Source organism: Streptomyces sp. A01 (genome assembly GCF_059026195.1).
Genome location: NZ_JBWLKN010000033.1, coordinates 24,407 through 39,691, shown reverse-complemented (window position 1 = coordinate 39,691; position 15,285 = coordinate 24,407). Strand labels below are relative to the sequence as shown.

Here is a 15,285-nt window from a genome sequence, read left to right as displayed (position 1 = left end):
GCCCTGACCGGCTTTCACATGGCCGGGCGCGCGCGGGCTGGCTTCCTGGGGGAGCCAGCGACAGATGAACATGCGAGCTCGCCGGTAGCCGGCTACAGATCCGTAATCCAGGGATGCCCCGGGTGTACGCGGTCGAGTAGCTCGGTCAGGGTCTCGCGCTGAGCCGGGGTCATGTGCGGGACGGTCGCGTCGAAGTCTGTTTGATCCTTTCGGCGGGCGTGCTTGGCCTTGAACAGCAGGACCAGTTCGGGTGCCAGGTACGGGATGCCGTCTTGGGTGTGGTGGATGATGTCGCTGTAAGGAAGCCGGATCCTCTCATCGCGTCGGCAGATCCAGGTGTCGCCCTCGGACGGTTCGCGGAACACGTCGAGCAGGTAGTTTCCGGTGGCCGGGTCGCGGAGCCATGTCTGATGTACGGCGGCCAGCACCTCCGGTGTGGCGTCCTCCCAGATCCGGCCGCTGCCTGCCGCGTCGAAGACGTATCCGGGAAAGCGGTGGCGGACCTCGGGAAAGCTCGCGGCCGGGATCGCGATTTCGATGTCTCCGTGAGCGCGCGTCTGCCTGCCGCGGAACAGGTCCAGCGCCCAGCCCGCGGCTACGTACCAGGGCGTGCCGCTCCCGGCCAACTGCTGCGCGACCTCACTCGGGGTCCAGCATGACGACCACCTGGCGTGGAGGGCTTCGGTCTCGCCGGGTGACAGTTCGATGCCGCCGCTGGGCAGTTGCTCGCTCACCGCGGGAATCTATCAGCGGTCTCGAAGGGAGCCCCCGGCCACGGTCGATGAAGCAGGCCGGCGGGATGTGGAGCCGTAGACGGTGCGTGCTCCTCACCCGTGCGCGATACCGCCGAGAACACCGGCCAACACGCGGGTTCCCCTGTCCGGGGGGCCGAGATTCTGCGAGCCTGCGCGCTTCTGCCTTCGACGTACTGCGCCTGGCGGGCACCGACACCCCGGGCTGGCCTTACCGGCGGCGCCGGGCCGCGTTGGAGTCGGTGTTCGCCGAGCGGCGGCTGACGGCGCCGTGGGCACTGTGTCCGTCGACCACCGGCCCGGACACTGTGACCGAGTGGCTGACCTGGACCGCAGTCGGTCTGGAAGGGGTGATCCTCAAGCGGTTGGACGAGGTCTGCCGGCCTGCGGCGCGCGGCTGGGTGAAATACAAGGTGCGCGAGACCACCGAGGCGATCGTCAACGCGGCCACACCGGCCCTCTGACCGCTCCCCGCAGTCTGTTGCTGGGCGGGTACGACGACGGTGGGCGTCTGCAGTACACCGGCCGCACCACCCCCTCACACAGGCGACCGGCATGACGGTCGTCGGCCTGCTGGTCCCCGTCCGCGAGCGAACAACGTCCATGGACGGGCTGGTCGTTCTCCGCCGGGTGGGGCACGAAGGAGACCCTGAGCATCACCCTGGCCAGACCGCAGCTGGTGGTGGAAGGCGGCGTCGACGCCGCCCGCGACGTCTCCGGCCGGTGGCGCCACCCCGCACGCCTGTACCGCGCCCGGTCCTGCCTCTCCCCCGCCGACGTCCCCCGACTGGCGTCGCCACCACACTGAGCTGAGCGGTCGGCGGCGCGGCCGAACGGCGGCCCGCCGACCAGAGGCGCCACACCCGCTCGCAGACGTTCCGTGCTCAGGTGATCTCCTCCTCTCCGCCGAGTCCCCAGACCCGTGGGAGCTTGGTGCCGCATAGGGAGGAACAATCCCTTTGAGCGGCCCGCCGTACCATCCCCAGCCGCACGGCGATGGTGCGAGGGGGGGCGCGCCGCGCGGCGAGACGCTCCATGGGCTTCAGCCGAAGGATCGTCCCCCTCCCCCTGGGCACAGGCGGGATGCGGTGCCCCCGGCACCCACGTATGGTGCCGGGGGTCAGCCGCAGTTGTGGAGCCCCGCCCGTACGCGGACACCTGGCCCAAGTCGGGCCCGGTGTCCAGTCGGTGGGTCAGCCGACGATCAGTTTGGTGGGCTTGCTGTAGCTGAAGAGGTCCTTGATGTCGGCGGGGCGGAGCTTGACGCATCCGTTCGACTTGTAGTCCGAAGGGCCGTCCCACCGCCACGGCTCGGCGGAACCCTGGCCGCCGTTCCGAGTCATCTCGCTGTGGATGAACAGCTCGGTGCGAGGAGTGCCGTTGTGGCACCGCTTGTTCGAGAGCTCCACCACGTACCCCTTGATCTTGCTGCCGTTGAACTTCTTGTGCCATGAGGGGATCTTGTACGTACCGTTGGGCAGCCAGCCCTTGTTGCGAGCGCAGGTGTCCTTGGTGTAGCCGGAACCGGCTCGCCACGAGTCGATCTTGACCGTCCGGTCGCTCGACGCGACGTAGCGGTACAGGGTGAGCGTCGACTTGGTCTGGTTGCCGGGATTCTTGTCGAAGTACAGGAAGTTGTAGCTGCTGCCGGCCTGCGCGGGCGCTGTGGTGGCGGTGGCCGTGAAGCCGGCCTTGGCGGCCTGCGCGGGCGCTGTGGTGGCGGTGGCCGCGAAGCCGGCCATCAGGGCGACCGCGACGGTGAGCGATAGGTTCCGTGTGCGTGAAGCCACGGTGTCTCCTTTCCTGTCATGTATGTATCACCCAGCGGCGGCATGATTCAGCTGAATTCGAAAGCGGCCGACACGGTGACAAACCAACACAGAAACTGAGCTGTGAAGGTGCGACGGCCTGAAGGCCCGACAGGTTTACAGGCCCGCCCCCACCGGGCCGGCCACCCCCAAGAACCGCGACGACCACAACGTATGCACTCTCCGCCAGGGCAGCATCAGGGCTGGCCCTGATTTCCCGGGTCGGCCACCAACGCTCGTTGACCGGTTGCGCACGCCCGGCTTGTTCCTTTCCGTCCAGGGTGACCCGCCTTATAGGGTCAGCGCCGTGGAGGGGCGCCGGGGGAGGCCTGACTTCCGCTGGTCACCGGTGTGCTGGGCCGCGGCCGCACTGGCCGTCGGCATCTGCGGAGCGTGGGGCTACCTCCGAGCCGGAGCGGCGTGGGCCGATGTCGTACGAGACCTATCGGTGGGCTGGTCCTACGCGGGCGCCGGACTGATCGCCTGGTGGCGGAGGCCGGCCAACGGCACGGGCCAGCTCATGTTGGCCGAAGGGGTCACGTGGTACCTCGGCAATCTGCAAGGCACCGGCGTACCGCTGCTGTTCACCATCGGCGCGTGGGGAGAGGCGCTGAACCTGGCGGTACTGGCGCATCTGCTGCTCGCCTTCCCCGACGGACGGCTCGCCACTGCCCTGGACCGGGGCGTGGTGGCGGTCGGCTACGGCGTGGTGGTCTTCGGCGGGCTGCTGCGGGTGACGCTGTACGACCCGGCCGCCAGCGACGATGCCACGTATCTGTCCTGTCAGGGCTGCGGGCCGAGCGTGAACCTTGTGCTGCTGCACTCCGCGCCGCGGTTGTTCGAGGTCGTCGATCTCGTCTACCGCTGGGCGGGAGCGCTGCTCACCCTCCTGTGCCTGGTGGCGCTCGTTCGCCGCTGGCGGGTGAGCTGCCCGGCGCGGCGGCGTATCCTCATGCCGGCCTGGGTGGCGCTCTCCGTCGCCGTGGCCTTCGTCGGGTGGGAGATCATCCACCTCCTGGGCCCGGACGCCCTGGGTGCGGCGGACGCGGTGCTGATCTGGCCCTCGGACGCGAGCCAGGTTCTGATACCGGTCAGCTTTCTGATCGGCCTGCTGCGCATGCGCCTGCGGCGGGCCTACGTGGGCAACCTCGTCATCGAAGTCGGCGCGGACCCGACACCGCGGCGGCTGCAGGACGCACTGGTCCGGCTGCTCGGTGATCCTTCGCTCCGGCTCGGCCTGCGGTCGCCGAGCAGCGGGGAGGGCGAGCAGTCTGGTTACGTCGATGCGGACGGACAGCGGCTGGTACTGCCGCGCCCGGGCAGCGGGTTGACCGCCACCACCGTCGAGGAGTCCGCCGGAGAACCCACGGTGGTGCTGGTGCACGACACCGCACTCGAGGAGGACAGGAAGCTGATGCTCGCGGTCAGCAGCTCGGTCCGCCTCTGCCTGCGCAGCAATCGCCTGGGGGCGGAGGTCGCCAGGCGGACGCAGGAGGCGACGGCCTTCGGCTCCCGTCTCCTGAAGGCGGTGGACGAGGAGCGCAGGCGACTGGAACGCGATTTGCACGACGGGGCTCAAACTCGACTGGTTTTCGCCCTGGTGACCCTGCGTCGGCTCGATGCCGCGCTGTCCCGGGAGGCACCCGACCGGTCACTGCGCCGGACGGTGGCCGAAGCCGACCAGGCGGTGCGGCAGGCTGTGGACGAGCTGCGCGACCTGGCCCGCGGCATTCACCCCGCTGTCCTCACCCGCGACGGTCTCGCGGCGGCGATCACCGCTCTCGCGGCACTGGCGCAGACCCCCGTCGTCGTCATGGTCGAGCCGGGACGCTTCACCCCGCTGACGGAGTCCACCGCGTACTTCGTCGTCGCCGAGGCGCTGTCCAACGCGACGAAGCACTCGAAGGCGGATGCGGTGAGCGTGTTCGGAAAGCGGGAGGCGATCGCGGAGCCCGTCGGCGACCGGCTGGTGATCGAGGTCATCGACGACGGGATCGGTGGCGCCGACCCGGCGGGCGGGAGCGGTCTGCGCGGCCTCACCGACCGGGTAGCGGCGACCGGCGGCACCCTGCGGGTGACCAGTCCGCCCGGCGGCGGGACACGCATACGGGCGGAACTGCCGTGCGAGTGATCGTGGCCGAGGACTCCATGCTGCTGCGCGAGGGGCTCGTACGGCTGCTGCAGGATGCGGGCCTGACCGTCGTGGGCCAGGCCGGCAACGCGGACGACCTTCTCACCCTGGTCGCCGAGCTGCGCCCCGACGCCGCGCTGGTCGACATCCGTATGCCCCCGACCCACACTGACGAGGGCATACGGGCGGCCTCGGAGATACGGTCGCTCCACCCTGAGACGGCAGTGCTGCTGCTCTCCCAGTACGTCGAGACCGGCACCGCCCTGCGGGACCTGTCCCGCGAGCCGACCGGCTTCGGCTACCTCCTGAAGGACCGCATCGCCGACCTCGCCGAACTCACGCGGGCCATCAAGCGCGTGGTGGCAGGCGAGTCCTTCATCGACCCCGAGGTCGTACGTCGCCTCCTCGGGCGGCGGCGTACGACCAGCGCCCTGGAGACGCTCACCCGGCGCGAGCGGGAGGTGCTGACCCTGATGGCCGAGGGCCGCTCCAACGAGTCCGTCACCCGGCACCTGGGGGTCGGCGGCAAGACCGTCGAGACCCATGTGCGCAACATATTCACCAAGCTGGGCCTGGAGCCCGACCTGGAAGGCCACCGGCGCGTTCTCGCGGTGCTCGCCTATCTCGAGGCATGACGCGGGCCTTCGTACCGAGGCCGACCCTCCCAGGTCAGGTGCGCAGGCGTGAGAACCAGCCACCGGCCTTCCGCTCGGGCACGGCCTGACCCTGCTCCTGGCGCTCATTGTCGACCTGGTCCTGCCGTGCGGCGGTCACGGACTGGTGCTTGCAGTCGTCGCAGAGCTCCGGGCGGGTGCCCTTCGGGGTGCCCCAGTCCGTCGCCCGCGCCGCCTCCCACCGTTCGTCGGTGACCTTCGCCCCGCAGCCGGTTCACGGGCCGGCGGGCCGGCGGGCCTCACGCTCGGCTGCTTTCTTCGCAGCCTGCTCCTCTGCCGCCCGCCGCACCTGTGCCTTGTACTCCTCCTGGCGGGCCCGGTACTCCTCTGCCCGGCGGGCGTCGGCCGCCTCCCGGCGGGGGTGCGGCCTCGCGGCGCTGACACCCCGTAGCCGTCAGCCCGCCCCCATCCGCATACCGGGGGCCGAACACGACGTTGGTCGGCAGCGGGTCGCCGTGGCCCGGCACCAGGTCGGTGCAGACCTGGTGGAGCAGGCCGGTCAGGCCTTGGTAGTCCTGTCGGGTCGTCAGGCCCTGGCGGTGATCGCGGTCAAGGCGTGCGGGATAGTCGGGGTCGGTGAGTACGCCGGTGGGGGGCCGCCACTGGGCGAGGCCGGTCATGGCCTCGGTCATCGCCGTGACATGTGCCGGGTCCAGTGCCTGCGGCGGGAACCGGTCGGGGCCGGGGACCGGGGGACGGCCCGGGGTGTGCCCGATCAGCAGCACGTGGTGCTGCTCGTCCGCGGCGATGAGGGTGGGAGCGCACCGGCGGTGGTGCGTCGGTGAAAGATCGGTATGCCGCGATCTCCGCGCCGAACTTCTCCGCCCAGAGCGGTTCCCGGCTGGTCAGCAGCTTTGTGACGGCCGACCGTCCTCACCTTCTCCCGCGATGAGCAGGGACTTCTCGGTGCGGGAGAGGAGTGTGGTGGGGCGGAAGTCCGGCCGTAGCCGGATGGCCGCCGCGACGGTGCTGGTGAGTTCGTCGGGCACGGGGCTCCTCGGGGTGTCCGGGTCGGGCGCGGGGTCTCTCGGGGTATCGGGGGCGCTGGCGGTCGGCTGTTCGCGGCCGGTTCCGCGCGGCAGCCGGGTGTGTTCAGGAAAACGCACCGGCCATGTCGCCCGGTGCCCGCTCCCCCGCTTGGCGCTCGTTCGCCACGTTGGCCCGGCGGGCGGTCGCCGACGGCGTTGGCCCGGTGGGCGGTCGCCGACGGCCGCCCGTGACGGCGGTGACGACGTGCTGGGCGGGAGCGATGGCTGGTGCCCCGGGTTCTCCCGGCCCGCACGTCCGGTGGGAACGACGCCGTTCCCTGCGCCGTTTTCCGACCGTCAACGGTGTTGAGGGTGATGGGGGCCAGCTGTGGCGATGTGGGCCATGTCGTTTCCGGCGTTCGTGTGTCTACTGGCCTTGTTCGCGCTGGTGGAGAGCGTGTGGCGGTGGTTGACGGGGCTGGGCTTGTTCCCGTGGCTGCGCAGGCGCACGGGGCGGTCGTTGTCGAACACGGCCTTCGATGAATTCACGGCGGTCGTGAACGGGAACAAGACGGTCGAGCTGGAGCAGCGGCGGGTGGAGTTGCTGCGGCGGGACGATGAGAGTGACGGTGCGCCGCCGCGCTCCAGCATTGATCTGACCGGGGGCACCGCGTTCATCGTGTTGCCCCAGGAGGCGGGCGGTCCATGCGCTGACAGGCGCGATGCCCGTGAGGTGCGGCGGTGAAAGGCGAGGTGGAGGGAACGGGCGCCGAACCGTCCATGCTGTGGGGGCGTATCGCGTGCTTGTGGGCGGCCGCGTTCGCCGGGTTGCACTTCTACTGGGCCGTCGGCGGTGATGTGGGGTTGAGTATTTCCGCTGGTCCGCTGGCTACTGAGCGCCCGCTGTGGTTCGTCGTAGCCGGTTTGTGGGGTGTGGGTGTGCTCTGCCTCGGGGGCGCCTCGCTGGCATGGCTGCTTGCCCGGTCCAGGCTCCGGGGTGGTCCCGCTCTGGTGGCACGGTGGCTGGGGTGGGGTGTCAGTGCCCTCCTATTGGTCCGTGGTGTCGGTATCGAGGTGCTGGTGCTGACCGACACCACGCATCTGGACGCCTCCGTGAGCGCGGGGCAGCGAGCCTGGACGCTGGTCCTCTGGAATCCCTGGTTCATCGCCGGAGGGCTGGCCTTCGGTCTCGCCGCCCTTGGGTCCAGCAGGCGTACCGACGCGGAACCGCCACCTGTGTGCGGACGCTCTGCCGGCCGGAGCAGGTGCTAGGGCCTGGTCCGGCCGGTCACGTGGCCGCTTCATGTTCGCGTCGGTGATGTCGTGCGCGCCGTGGATGATGGTGGTGGGCATCGGGGTGGGCCCCGCCGCCGGACGGTGCACCACGCCGTGCGCATCGTGTACCGCGCCGTGCGCGTCGTGGTAGGCACCGCCGCACCGCACCGGGCGCGCACCGGGTGCGGGCGGGCGCCTCTCTTACGCACCCCCGTGTCCGCGGCCTGTTCGGCGGCTGCGGCGAGGGCGGTCCAGGGCGGTCCCGGGGAAACGGTGCCGGGTAGCGAACCCGGACAAGGGGCAACGCGAGCCCGGCCCCATCTGGTCAGGGGTCAGCCGAGCCTCGGTGGCGACTGGGCCGTATGGCGACTGGGCCGTATCAGGCGGGCTGTCCTGCTGTCCGATCCGGCGGATCGCCTCCAGCGGGTCGGCGGTTACCCGGTTCTCCCGGCTGGGATCGGCCAGAGAAGTCCCCTCTCGGTGCGGCGAGCGGTGCGTAACGGACAAGGGCTGCCGCGACCGGCGCTGGGGTCTCTTCCGGGGGCACTCCTGGGGCGCGGGTGCGTACGAACGCCTTGCGTTCTTCTGGTTCGTACCCGTGAGGGACCGGGCCGGCGGGGTTTTATGGGCGGCGGCCCCACGCGGAGATCATTGGGGAGGTGGCGAGGTCGAGGGTGCCCGAAGTGACGTTCGCCAGACGCCGATCGATCTCCTCGTCCGTCGCGAGTCCTGCCGCGATGAGTTTGTCGCGCACGTGTCGGATCGTCGCCGCCTCCAGGACGTCGCAGGCCGCGGATGCGATCGGGAAGTAGGCGTCCGCGGTGACACCGGTCAGTCCCGCCTCCCGCGGCAGCCGGGGTAGTTTGCGTCCGTAGGCCAGGTCGGCACCGCGGGTCGCGAGGAGCGAGCGGAATCCGGCCCGCAACCTGTTGGTCAGTGCCTGCTCGGGCCCGTACTCGTCCAGGCAGATCAGCGGTTGCGATGCCGGATCGGCGTCTGTGCCGGAAGGTGCTGGGGTCGAAGAGCTCGCCGAGCGCGCCGAAACGGGCGCCCGCTTCGGGCCGTGCGTTGTCGAGAAGGTAGCCGCCATCGTCGCGGGGGTCCGGTGCGGAGTGCGTCAGGAGAGGCGGACCAGCATCTTCCCGGTGTTGTGGCCGTCCATCAGGCCGAGGAAGGCGTTCACCGCGCTGCCGATGCCGTCCTCGACGGTCTCCCGGAAGATGATGCGGCCATCGGCCAGCCAGTTGCTCATCTCCTGGGCGAAGCGGGGTTGGAGGGCCGCGTGGTCGCCCACCTCGAAGCCGCGCAGGGTGAGCCGCTTTCTCACCAGTTCGAGCATGTTGCGCGGACCGGGCGGCGGCTCGGTGGCGTGGTAGCCGGAGATGGCCCCGCACAGTGCGGCCCGGCCGTGCGGGTTGAGCGCGTCGATGGCGGCTTCCAGATGGTCGCCTCCCACGTTGTCGAAGTACACCTCTATGCCGGCCGGGGCGGCCTGCGCGAGCTGCTCGTGCACACGGCCGTCCTTGTAGGTGAAGGCGGTGGTGAAGCCGAGTTCGTCGGTCAGGTATGTCACCTTCGCTGCGGACCCGGCGCTGCCGATCACGGCCTTCGCCCCGCGAAGCCGGGCGATCTGGCCGGCCAGGCTGCCCACCGCGCCGGCCGCTCCGGAGACGAACACTGTCTCGCCCGCGCGCAGTTCGGCGATCTCGGTCAGCCCGACGTACGCGCTCAGTCCGGGCATGCCCAGTACGCCGAGGAATGCGGAGTCCGGTACTCCCTCGACTCGCTGCAGCCTGGTGAAGCTCCCGGCGCCGGCGACCGCGGCGGTGCGCCAGCCGAGGTCGCTGAGCACCAGGTCCCCCGGGGCCAGACCGGCCGCCCGCGACTGGACCACCTCGCCCACGGCCCCACCCGTCATCGGCCGGCCCAGCGGGTAGGACGGGATACCGTGCCCCGCGCCCATGAGAGCCCGCATATACGGGTCCACCGAGAGGAATCTGTTACGGACCAGCACCTGGTTGTCGCCGGGAGACGGCAGGGCCCGTTCCACCAGTCGGAAGTCCCGTTCGGCAGGCCGTCCCACGGGGCGAGCGACGAGATGCCATTCCTGTGCGGTGCTTGTCATAGACCGTCTTCCTTCCGTACGTGCGAGAAAATGGTCCTGTCTTCTTCTTTCATGGAGCACAGCGCAGCGGCCCGGCGCATCGCACCGTGCAGCATGAAAGAAGAAGACCGTGCAGGGGGGACGGGCGGAGTCGGTGCTGCGCAGTGCCCGCCCGCACCGTCGCGGCGTGGGCTCGGCCGGAGGCCGCCCGGGGGGTTATGCGGTGGCGGCGGCGGGGGCCATCCGGGCGAGCGCGGCGCGCAGCGCGGCGTTGAACTGGTCGGGGAGCTCCTGGTGTGGCATATGGCCGGCGCCGGTGATCACGCTGACCGTGGCGCCGGGCGTGAGGGCGGCGCAGGTCCGGGCCACCTCCAGGGGGATCGCGGTGTCCAGCTCACCGTGGAGATAGTGGATCGGCACCCGCAGCCCAGGCAGCGTCGGGCGCGGGTCGTAGCCGTCGGCGGTGGCCTGGTGCTCATCGATGTAGACGCCGGAGTCCAGGATCTGGCGGACCGTCCAGTCTGTGAGCGCGGGCGCGGTGCCCGGCGCGTACCACCCCGGTACCCAGCTGGCGACCGTACCGGCCCGGTCCCGGCGCAGAGCGGCCACGAGCTCCGCCTGCGCCTGAGTTCTCGTCGACGGCCAGTACCCCGGCGCGTCCACCGCAACCACGCCGGCGATCACCTCAGGTCGCCGCACGCCCAGTTCGGTGGCGAAGGTCCCGCCGATCGATGAGCCGATGACCACGGGCCGCTCCAGCCGCAGCGCGCCGATCAGCGCCACCAGGTCGCTGACCACCCCGGCGGTGGTGTTGCCGCGGACGGGGCGGGCCGACCGCCCGCAGCCCCGCCAGTCGACGGTGACGACCCGGTGGTCCCGGGTGAAATCGGGCAGCTGGGCGCCCCAGGTCCGGCCGCTGGTGCCCCAGCCGTGCAGGAACAGCAGCGCCGGGCCGGTCCCCTCGTCCTCGTAGTGGAGCGTGGTGTCGTTGACGTCCAGGCCGGGCATGGCGGTTCCCCTGTGCCTCATGGCCCTTGCGGGCCGCGCGGTTTGTCGATGTCCCCAGCCAACCGCGCTCGCCTCCGCCGGCCAATGAGCGATCCGCGCCTACACTGATCGCGAACGGTGATCAATGCTGGTCACGGCGGACAAAGGGGGGGCCGGGGGTCATGGAGCTGCGTCAGCTGCGCTACTTCCTCACCGTGGCGGAGGAACTGCACTTCGGTCGTGCCGCCGAGCGGTTGCACATCGTGCAGTCCGCGGTCAGCCAGCAGCTGCGCCGGCTCGAACGCGAACTGGGTACGGAGCTGTTCGCCCGCTCCACCCGCGTCGTCCGGCTCACCGAGGCCGGCGACCGGCTGCTGCCGTACGCCAGGCAGATGCTCGCCCTCCAGGCACGCGCCCGGGAGGCCATCGACGAACTGCGCGCCGAACAGGCCGCGACGGTGCGCCTGGGCACCAGCTCCGGGCTGGGTGTGTGGCTGGACGCCCTGCTCACCGCGTTCACCCGGCGCGCCGGACACGCCCAGTTGGAACTCCTCACCGGCAGCACCGAGCAACGCCTGGCGCAGGTGCGGGCCGGTGACCTGGACGCCGCCTTGCTGCGCGGTGAGCGGAGCGAACCTGGGCTGGAGTTCCTGCCGCTGTGGCAGGACGTACTGGTGGCGGCGCTGCCCGCGGGCCACGAGCTGGCCGCGCGGGAGTCTGTCGAACTGGCCCGGCTCGCGGATCTGCCGCTGCGGATCTGCCCGCGCTCCCGCAATCCCGCGCTCCACGACTTGGTGATGCGCTCGTGCCGGGCGGCCGGCTACACGCCTGTCCTGGGCCCGGAGTTCACCAACGACCAGGACACCCTCGCCGCCATCGGCCACGGCAAACCGTCCTGGACGGTCTTGTACGCCGCGCATGCCGACCAGCTCCCTGTTCCCGGCGTGGTCTTGCGTCCCCTGAGCGGGCCGGCGCCCGTCATACGGACCTACCTGGCGGTGCGCAGCGGTCCGCCCCGGGCCGGGCTGCGTGCCCTGATCGACGCCTGCGACGAGGCGGCCGAGGGGGCCCGGGCGTAGGGGCTGGCTGCCGCTGGCCAGGAATGTTCAGCGTCGGCCGTGACGCGAACGGGGCGCCGGTGATCTGCCCTGCGACGGACGGGGCCGTCGGGCTCAGAAGATCTGCACGTACTGGTTCCAGCCGGAGGAACCGATCTTGGCCTTGGCTTTGAACGGGACGGACGCCTTGCCCGTGCCCTGGTAGAGCCACAGAGCGCCGGCGTTGTCCCGGGCGAGCAGGTCGGAGCGGCCGTCGCCGGTGAAGTCGCCGGTGGAGAGCAGGTGGTTGAAAGCGTTCCAGCCAGAACTGATCTTGCTGCGCTTGGCGAACGGCTTGGCGTGGTCCCCGGTGCCCTTGTAGAGCCAGAGCACGCCGGAGCGGTCGCGGGCGACGATGTCGGGCCGACCGTCCCCGCTCAGGTCGTGCTGCCCGGCGATCCGCGTGTACTGGCCCCAGCCGTGACCAACCTTCTTGCGGCCGGTCAGGGTCCCGTCGGGCTTGGCCAGGTGGAGCCACAAGGCTCCGGCGGTGTCCCGGGTGAGGAGGTCCGACTGCTTCGCTCCGCCGAGGTTGCCCGGGGACAGCAGCACGTCGTACCTGCCCCAGCCCCTGCCGACCTCCCGGGTGGGGCCGGTGCTGACCTCGTACAAGAGCGTGCCGTTGGTGGCACGCTGGTACAGCCCGGCGGACGAGCCGTCGTTGTGCAGGTCGACCTGGGTCGCCGCGTTGATGTCCGTCCAGCCGGTCTCGAACAACTCGCGGCCGCCCAGGCCCCGGCCGTTGGGCCAGTACCAGTACAGATCACCGCCCCGGTTCACCGCCCACAGCGGCAGCACGGGGGCGGACGCCCGCGCGGCGGCGCGTGCGGCAGCGGCCCGGTCTCCCTCCGGTGCGGCGGCGGACGACGGCGCGCCCGGGGACGCGGCGGGGACAGGCGCCGAGGTGCCGGTCCCCGCCGACGCGGTGGTGGTGCCGACCACAGCGGTGGCCGTCAGCGCGGTCGCCAGCCCCGTCAGGACACGACCGGCGCGGCGGCCGCAGAGGTAGGTCACGAGCGCTTCCCCCAAGGAAGGTGACAGGAGTCGAAGAGGCGGTCACCCCTCGGTGACCGCGATTCGCCTTGATCGTCACACGGAACCCGCACATGTCAACTTCCTAGCCGCCCGGGGCATGACGAGGCCCCCCGCACACCGGCGGCGACCGCCGCCGCACCCGCTCTGGCGATGCAGCGGTTCTTCGGTGGCGTCCCGAACCGCAGCGGGTTCGCCGGCCCGGGCGGCCCCGGACGTGGCGGAGGGCGGTTGAGCACCAACGGCATGAGCGGGGTCTATGACGATGAGCGGCCGGCGGGCGTCTACCAGGCCGGCGATGAGATGCTAGGTGTACTTTCTGACGACCATGCAGCGTATTGAGTTTGTGGACTATCCCATCGGCGAACAGCAGCCGGACCTTCAGTGGGGCTTCCGTATCGACGGCACGGATCTGCGCGTGTACGCCGCAGATGCCACCCGCGATCTCTGGCGCCTGGAGCGCGAGGATGAGGGCTTGGCCGAGGAGGAACGCTTCCTGCTCGCCCAGCACGGCGGCCTTACGCTCGCCGAGGTTGGCGACGCCGTACGGCATTTCCTGGGCGATCCGGCCCCGGAGTTCGCGGCCCCTTCCGCCGGCACCACCCCGGTCCTGGGCTGCTCCTGCGGCATCTGGGGCTGCTGGCCCCTACAGACGATCATCAGCACCACGTCCGAGACCGTCACCTGGTCCTCCTTCCGCCAGCCCTTCCGCAAGGAGTGGGGGGAGCTTGCCATGGGCCCGTACGTCTTCGCCCGCCCTGCCTACGAGAGCGCACTCGCACAACCGACCCGTCTCACCGCTGATCCGCTGCGAACCCTTGGAGGGGGTGATGCCGTGACCGGAAAGCGGCGACCACAAGGGCCCCAGCACCTTCGCGCGGAGCCGGCTGCCGCTCCCCCACCGGACTCGACGATCCGGCGCGTCTTCTCGATCGGTCCCTGCGGTTCCGGGCGGGCGAGCTGGTAGGCGACCGGTGTCCTGCCTCCAGTGGTTGCTGCTGCCCGGGTGGCGCTCTTCCTTCTCGTCTGTCGCGCCGTCGCCTCGTCAGGCGGCGTAGAGGGCGTTGACCGTCTCGAAGAGGTCGACGGTGTTTCCGTGCTCGTCCGTGGCGTGGCGGCCGGGGTCCAGGAAGTACAGGGGCGCCCACTGGCCGGACGGGTCGACATTGAGCATCCGTTCCAGCGGGTAGATGCCCAGGAGGTTGCCGGGGGAGGTTGCCGGGGTCGTCTTCCTGATCCGTTCGAGCAGGTGGCTGCTGTGGTGGAAGATCTTCCATTCGGAGTAGTTCTCGACGGGGATCGCCAGGGCCGGGCTGCTGTCGTCGTGGACGGCGGCGGCACGCAGTTCCTCAACGACGTAGCTGGCGTTGCCGAGTGCGGCCAGGTCGGCCGGTGGGTCGAGGTCCAGCACAAGGCTCCAGACCGGATCGCCCAGGGAGGAGAGCGCCGCGGTGAGGTCGCCGAGCGACGGCGTGCTGTTTGTCTTGACGGCGTCGCGCAGGAGTTCGGCGAGGCCGCCGAGGGCGTCGGATTCCCGGATGGTCGCGTCCTGCCGTGAGGCGGCCGCCAGGTGGCGGCGGAGGCGTTGGCGGAAGCAGCCCGCGGTGAGCGCATGACGGGCGTCGATCATGCGAAACCAGTCCAGGGTCAGCGCGACGCTGGCCAGACGTCGCCGGAAGGCGTCCAGGAGGTAGAGGTAGTACTGGGCCCGTGGGATGTCGATGGTGATGGTCAGCGGGACGCCGGGGGGCAGCGCCGCCACCAGGTCCGCGACGATGCGGGTCTGCCGCATGATCGACTCGTGCTCGTAGAGCGTCAGGCCGGGGGCGGCTGCCAGTGAGGCGAGGCGGTGGGAAAAGGGGTGCTCCGGTGGCAGAAGGTCGATGCGGCCGCCTTGGTCGTCGTAGCCCCGCGCGGTCTGATGGCTGAACAGGCAGGGGCCGGTGACGAGGTTGATGCCGCTGAGATCGGCGGTCGCGGCCGGCAGGTGCTTGGCGCCCTTGACGTGGAGGAAGTGCCACTCGTTGCCGAGACGGGCTTGGGCGAAGGGCACGGTGTTGGCGCCCCCGCCCACCTGGACAAGCAGCGCACCGTTTCCGCCGGCCAGGAGCCCGGTGCCCAGAAACCTCCCCAGGCGTTCGAGCCGCCCCACCGAGCGCACGGCTGCCTGGTGAAGCTCGCTCTGTCCTGGACGGTTGCTGTCGTGGTCCCTCCGGGGCGCCAGGGGAACGAAGTGGGCCCCGGCCGTTCCGGGGAGGAGGCAGGGTCTGTCCTGCGGCAGCACGGTGGTGTGGCGGATCAGCGGCGGCTGAAGAGTGTCCCGCTGGTGCCGGACGGCGGCGGTCGCCGGCTGGAGGGGGGCGAGGTCTTCTCTGGTCATGGGTCACTCCTGCGATCCGTCGGGCGGGGTGGTGTGTGGTGTGTGGTGTGGTCGGTGAAGCGGGGTGAGGGGGGCGG

15 protein-coding genes and 1 pseudogene are annotated in these 15,285 nt (G+C 70.8%); 7 read left to right on the top strand and 9 right to left on the bottom strand.

Going from position 1 to position 15,285, the window contains the following annotated elements; all coding sequences use genetic code 11:
• Window positions 1–92 precede the first annotated feature (92 nt).
• Window positions 93–734, bottom strand: a complete 642-nt coding sequence (locus AC5P1B_RS30985; protein WP_493891309.1) for a nucleotidyltransferase domain-containing protein — start codon at window positions 732–734, stop codon at window positions 93–95.
• Between AC5P1B_RS30985 and AC5P1B_RS30980 the strand changes: the two genes are divergently transcribed.
• On the top strand, window positions 656–1,216 hold the full coding sequence (locus tag AC5P1B_RS30980; protein ID WP_493891308.1) for an ATP-dependent DNA ligase: 561 nt from the start codon (window positions 656–658) through the stop codon (window positions 1,214–1,216). The genes AC5P1B_RS30985 and AC5P1B_RS30980 overlap by 79 nt on opposite strands.
• A gap of 729 nt (window positions 1,217–1,945) precedes the next feature.
• Here AC5P1B_RS30980 and AC5P1B_RS30975 read toward each other — a convergent pair.
• Window positions 1,946–2,542 carry a L,D-transpeptidase family protein gene (locus AC5P1B_RS30975; protein WP_493891307.1) on the bottom strand — a complete coding sequence of 199 codons (597 nt, stop codon included), beginning with the start codon at window positions 2,540–2,542 and terminating at the stop codon, window positions 1,946–1,948.
• Window positions 2,543–2,909: 367 nt separating this feature from the next.
• Here AC5P1B_RS30975 and AC5P1B_RS30970 point away from each other — a divergent pair, with 367 nt between their 5' ends.
• The gene (locus AC5P1B_RS30970; protein WP_493891306.1) at window positions 2,910–4,691 is read left to right on the top strand and encodes a sensor histidine kinase; all 1,782 of its coding nucleotides are present in this window, start codon (window positions 2,910–2,912) and stop codon (window positions 4,689–4,691) included.
• Window positions 4,692–4,708: 17 nt separating this feature from the next.
• Entirely contained in the window at window positions 4,709–5,326 is a 618-nt protein-coding gene (locus AC5P1B_RS30965; RefSeq protein WP_493891339.1) for a LuxR C-terminal-related transcriptional regulator, read from the top strand.
• 278 nt (window positions 5,327–5,604) lie between these two features.
• On the opposite strand, the gene AC5P1B_RS30960 is transcribed toward AC5P1B_RS30965, so the two are convergent.
• Together AC5P1B_RS30960 and AC5P1B_RS30955 are read right to left on the bottom strand one after the other, a co-directional pair.
• The gene (locus AC5P1B_RS30960) at window positions 5,605–6,090 is read right to left on the bottom strand and encodes a hypothetical protein (RefSeq protein ID WP_493891305.1); all 486 of its coding nucleotides are present in this window, start codon (window positions 6,088–6,090) and stop codon (window positions 5,605–5,607) included.
• 120 nt (window positions 6,091–6,210) lie between these two features.
• The gene (locus AC5P1B_RS30955; protein ID WP_493891304.1) at window positions 6,211–6,354 is read right to left on the bottom strand and encodes a hypothetical protein; all 144 of its coding nucleotides are present in this window, start codon (window positions 6,352–6,354) and stop codon (window positions 6,211–6,213) included.
• A 373-nt stretch (window positions 6,355–6,727) separates the two neighbouring features.
• Here AC5P1B_RS30955 and AC5P1B_RS30950 point away from each other — a divergent pair, with 373 nt between their 5' ends.
• Window positions 6,728–7,078 (top strand): DUF6191 domain-containing protein, encoded by a 351-nt coding sequence (locus tag AC5P1B_RS30950; protein WP_493891338.1) that lies wholly within the window; start codon window positions 6,728–6,730, stop codon window positions 7,076–7,078.
• Window positions 7,075–7,605, top strand: a complete 531-nt coding sequence (locus AC5P1B_RS30945) for a DUF3995 domain-containing protein (protein ID WP_493891303.1) — start codon at window positions 7,075–7,077, stop codon at window positions 7,603–7,605. Before AC5P1B_RS30950 ends, AC5P1B_RS30945 begins: the two co-directional genes overlap by 4 nt.
• A 625-nt stretch (window positions 7,606–8,230) precedes the next feature.
• Here the strand turns inward: AC5P1B_RS30945 and AC5P1B_RS30940 are convergent.
• The 3 genes and pseudogenes from AC5P1B_RS30940 to AC5P1B_RS30930 form a co-directional block, all read right to left on the bottom strand.
• Window positions 8,231–8,605: pseudogene (locus AC5P1B_RS30940) on the bottom strand (SAM-dependent methyltransferase); the annotation flags it as partial.
• A gap of 120 nt (window positions 8,606–8,725) precedes the next feature.
• The gene (locus AC5P1B_RS30935; protein ID WP_493891302.1) at window positions 8,726–9,733 is read right to left on the bottom strand and encodes an NADP-dependent oxidoreductase; all 1,008 of its coding nucleotides are present in this window, start codon (window positions 9,731–9,733) and stop codon (window positions 8,726–8,728) included.
• A gap of 195 nt (window positions 9,734–9,928) precedes the next feature.
• Window positions 9,929–10,720: an alpha/beta fold hydrolase gene (locus AC5P1B_RS30930; protein ID WP_493891301.1), complete on the bottom strand. Its 792-nt coding sequence runs from the start codon at window positions 10,718–10,720 to the stop codon at window positions 9,929–9,931.
• A 161-nt stretch (window positions 10,721–10,881) separates the two neighbouring features.
• On the opposite strand from AC5P1B_RS30930, the gene AC5P1B_RS30925 reads away from it, so the two are divergent.
• Entirely contained in the window at window positions 10,882–11,778 is an 897-nt protein-coding gene (locus AC5P1B_RS30925; protein ID WP_493891300.1) for a LysR family transcriptional regulator, read from the top strand.
• 93 nt (window positions 11,779–11,871) lie between these two features.
• Here AC5P1B_RS30925 and AC5P1B_RS30920 read toward each other — a convergent pair whose 3' ends face one another.
• Entirely contained in the window at window positions 11,872–12,810 is a 939-nt protein-coding gene (locus AC5P1B_RS30920) for an FG-GAP repeat domain-containing protein (RefSeq protein ID WP_493891299.1), read from the bottom strand.
• Window positions 12,811–13,156: 346 nt separating this feature from the next.
• On the opposite strand from AC5P1B_RS30920, the gene AC5P1B_RS30915 reads away from it, so the two are divergent.
• Window positions 13,157–13,795, top strand: a complete 639-nt coding sequence (locus AC5P1B_RS30915) for a hypothetical protein (protein ID WP_493891298.1) — start codon at window positions 13,157–13,159, stop codon at window positions 13,793–13,795.
• 78 nt (window positions 13,796–13,873) lie between these two features.
• Here the strand turns inward: AC5P1B_RS30915 and AC5P1B_RS30910 are convergent, their stop codons facing one another.
• Window positions 13,874–15,208 (bottom strand): hypothetical protein, encoded by a 1,335-nt coding sequence (locus tag AC5P1B_RS30910; protein WP_493891297.1) that lies wholly within the window; start codon window positions 15,206–15,208, stop codon window positions 13,874–13,876.
• Window positions 15,209–15,285 lie beyond the last annotated feature (77 nt).

Excerpts from the sequence above, each read along its gene's own strand:
- AC5P1B_RS30980 (WP_493891308.1), top strand. The coding sequence starts at position 656 with ATGACGACCACCTGGCGTGGAGGGCTTCGGTCTCGCCGGGTGACAGTT.
- AC5P1B_RS30965 (WP_493891339.1), top strand. The coding sequence starts at position 4,709 with ATGCTGCTGCGCGAGGGGCTCGTACGGCTGCTGCAGGATGCGGGCCTG.
- AC5P1B_RS30950 (WP_493891338.1), top strand. The coding sequence starts at position 6,728 with ATGTGGGCCATGTCGTTTCCGGCGTTCGTGTGTCTACTGGCCTTGTTC.
- AC5P1B_RS30935 (WP_493891302.1), bottom strand. The coding sequence starts at position 9,733 with ATGACAAGCACCGCACAGGAATGGCATCTCGTCGCTCGCCCCGTGGGA.
- AC5P1B_RS30930 (WP_493891301.1), bottom strand. The coding sequence starts at position 10,720 with ATGCCCGGCCTGGACGTCAACGACACCACGCTCCACTACGAGGACGAG.
- AC5P1B_RS30925 (WP_493891300.1), top strand. The coding sequence starts at position 10,882 with ATGGAGCTGCGTCAGCTGCGCTACTTCCTCACCGTGGCGGAGGAACTG.
- AC5P1B_RS30915 (WP_493891298.1), top strand. The coding sequence starts at position 13,157 with ATGCAGCGTATTGAGTTTGTGGACTATCCCATCGGCGAACAGCAGCCG.
- AC5P1B_RS30910 (WP_493891297.1), bottom strand. The coding sequence starts at position 15,208 with ATGACCAGAGAAGACCTCGCCCCCCTCCAGCCGGCGACCGCCGCCGTC.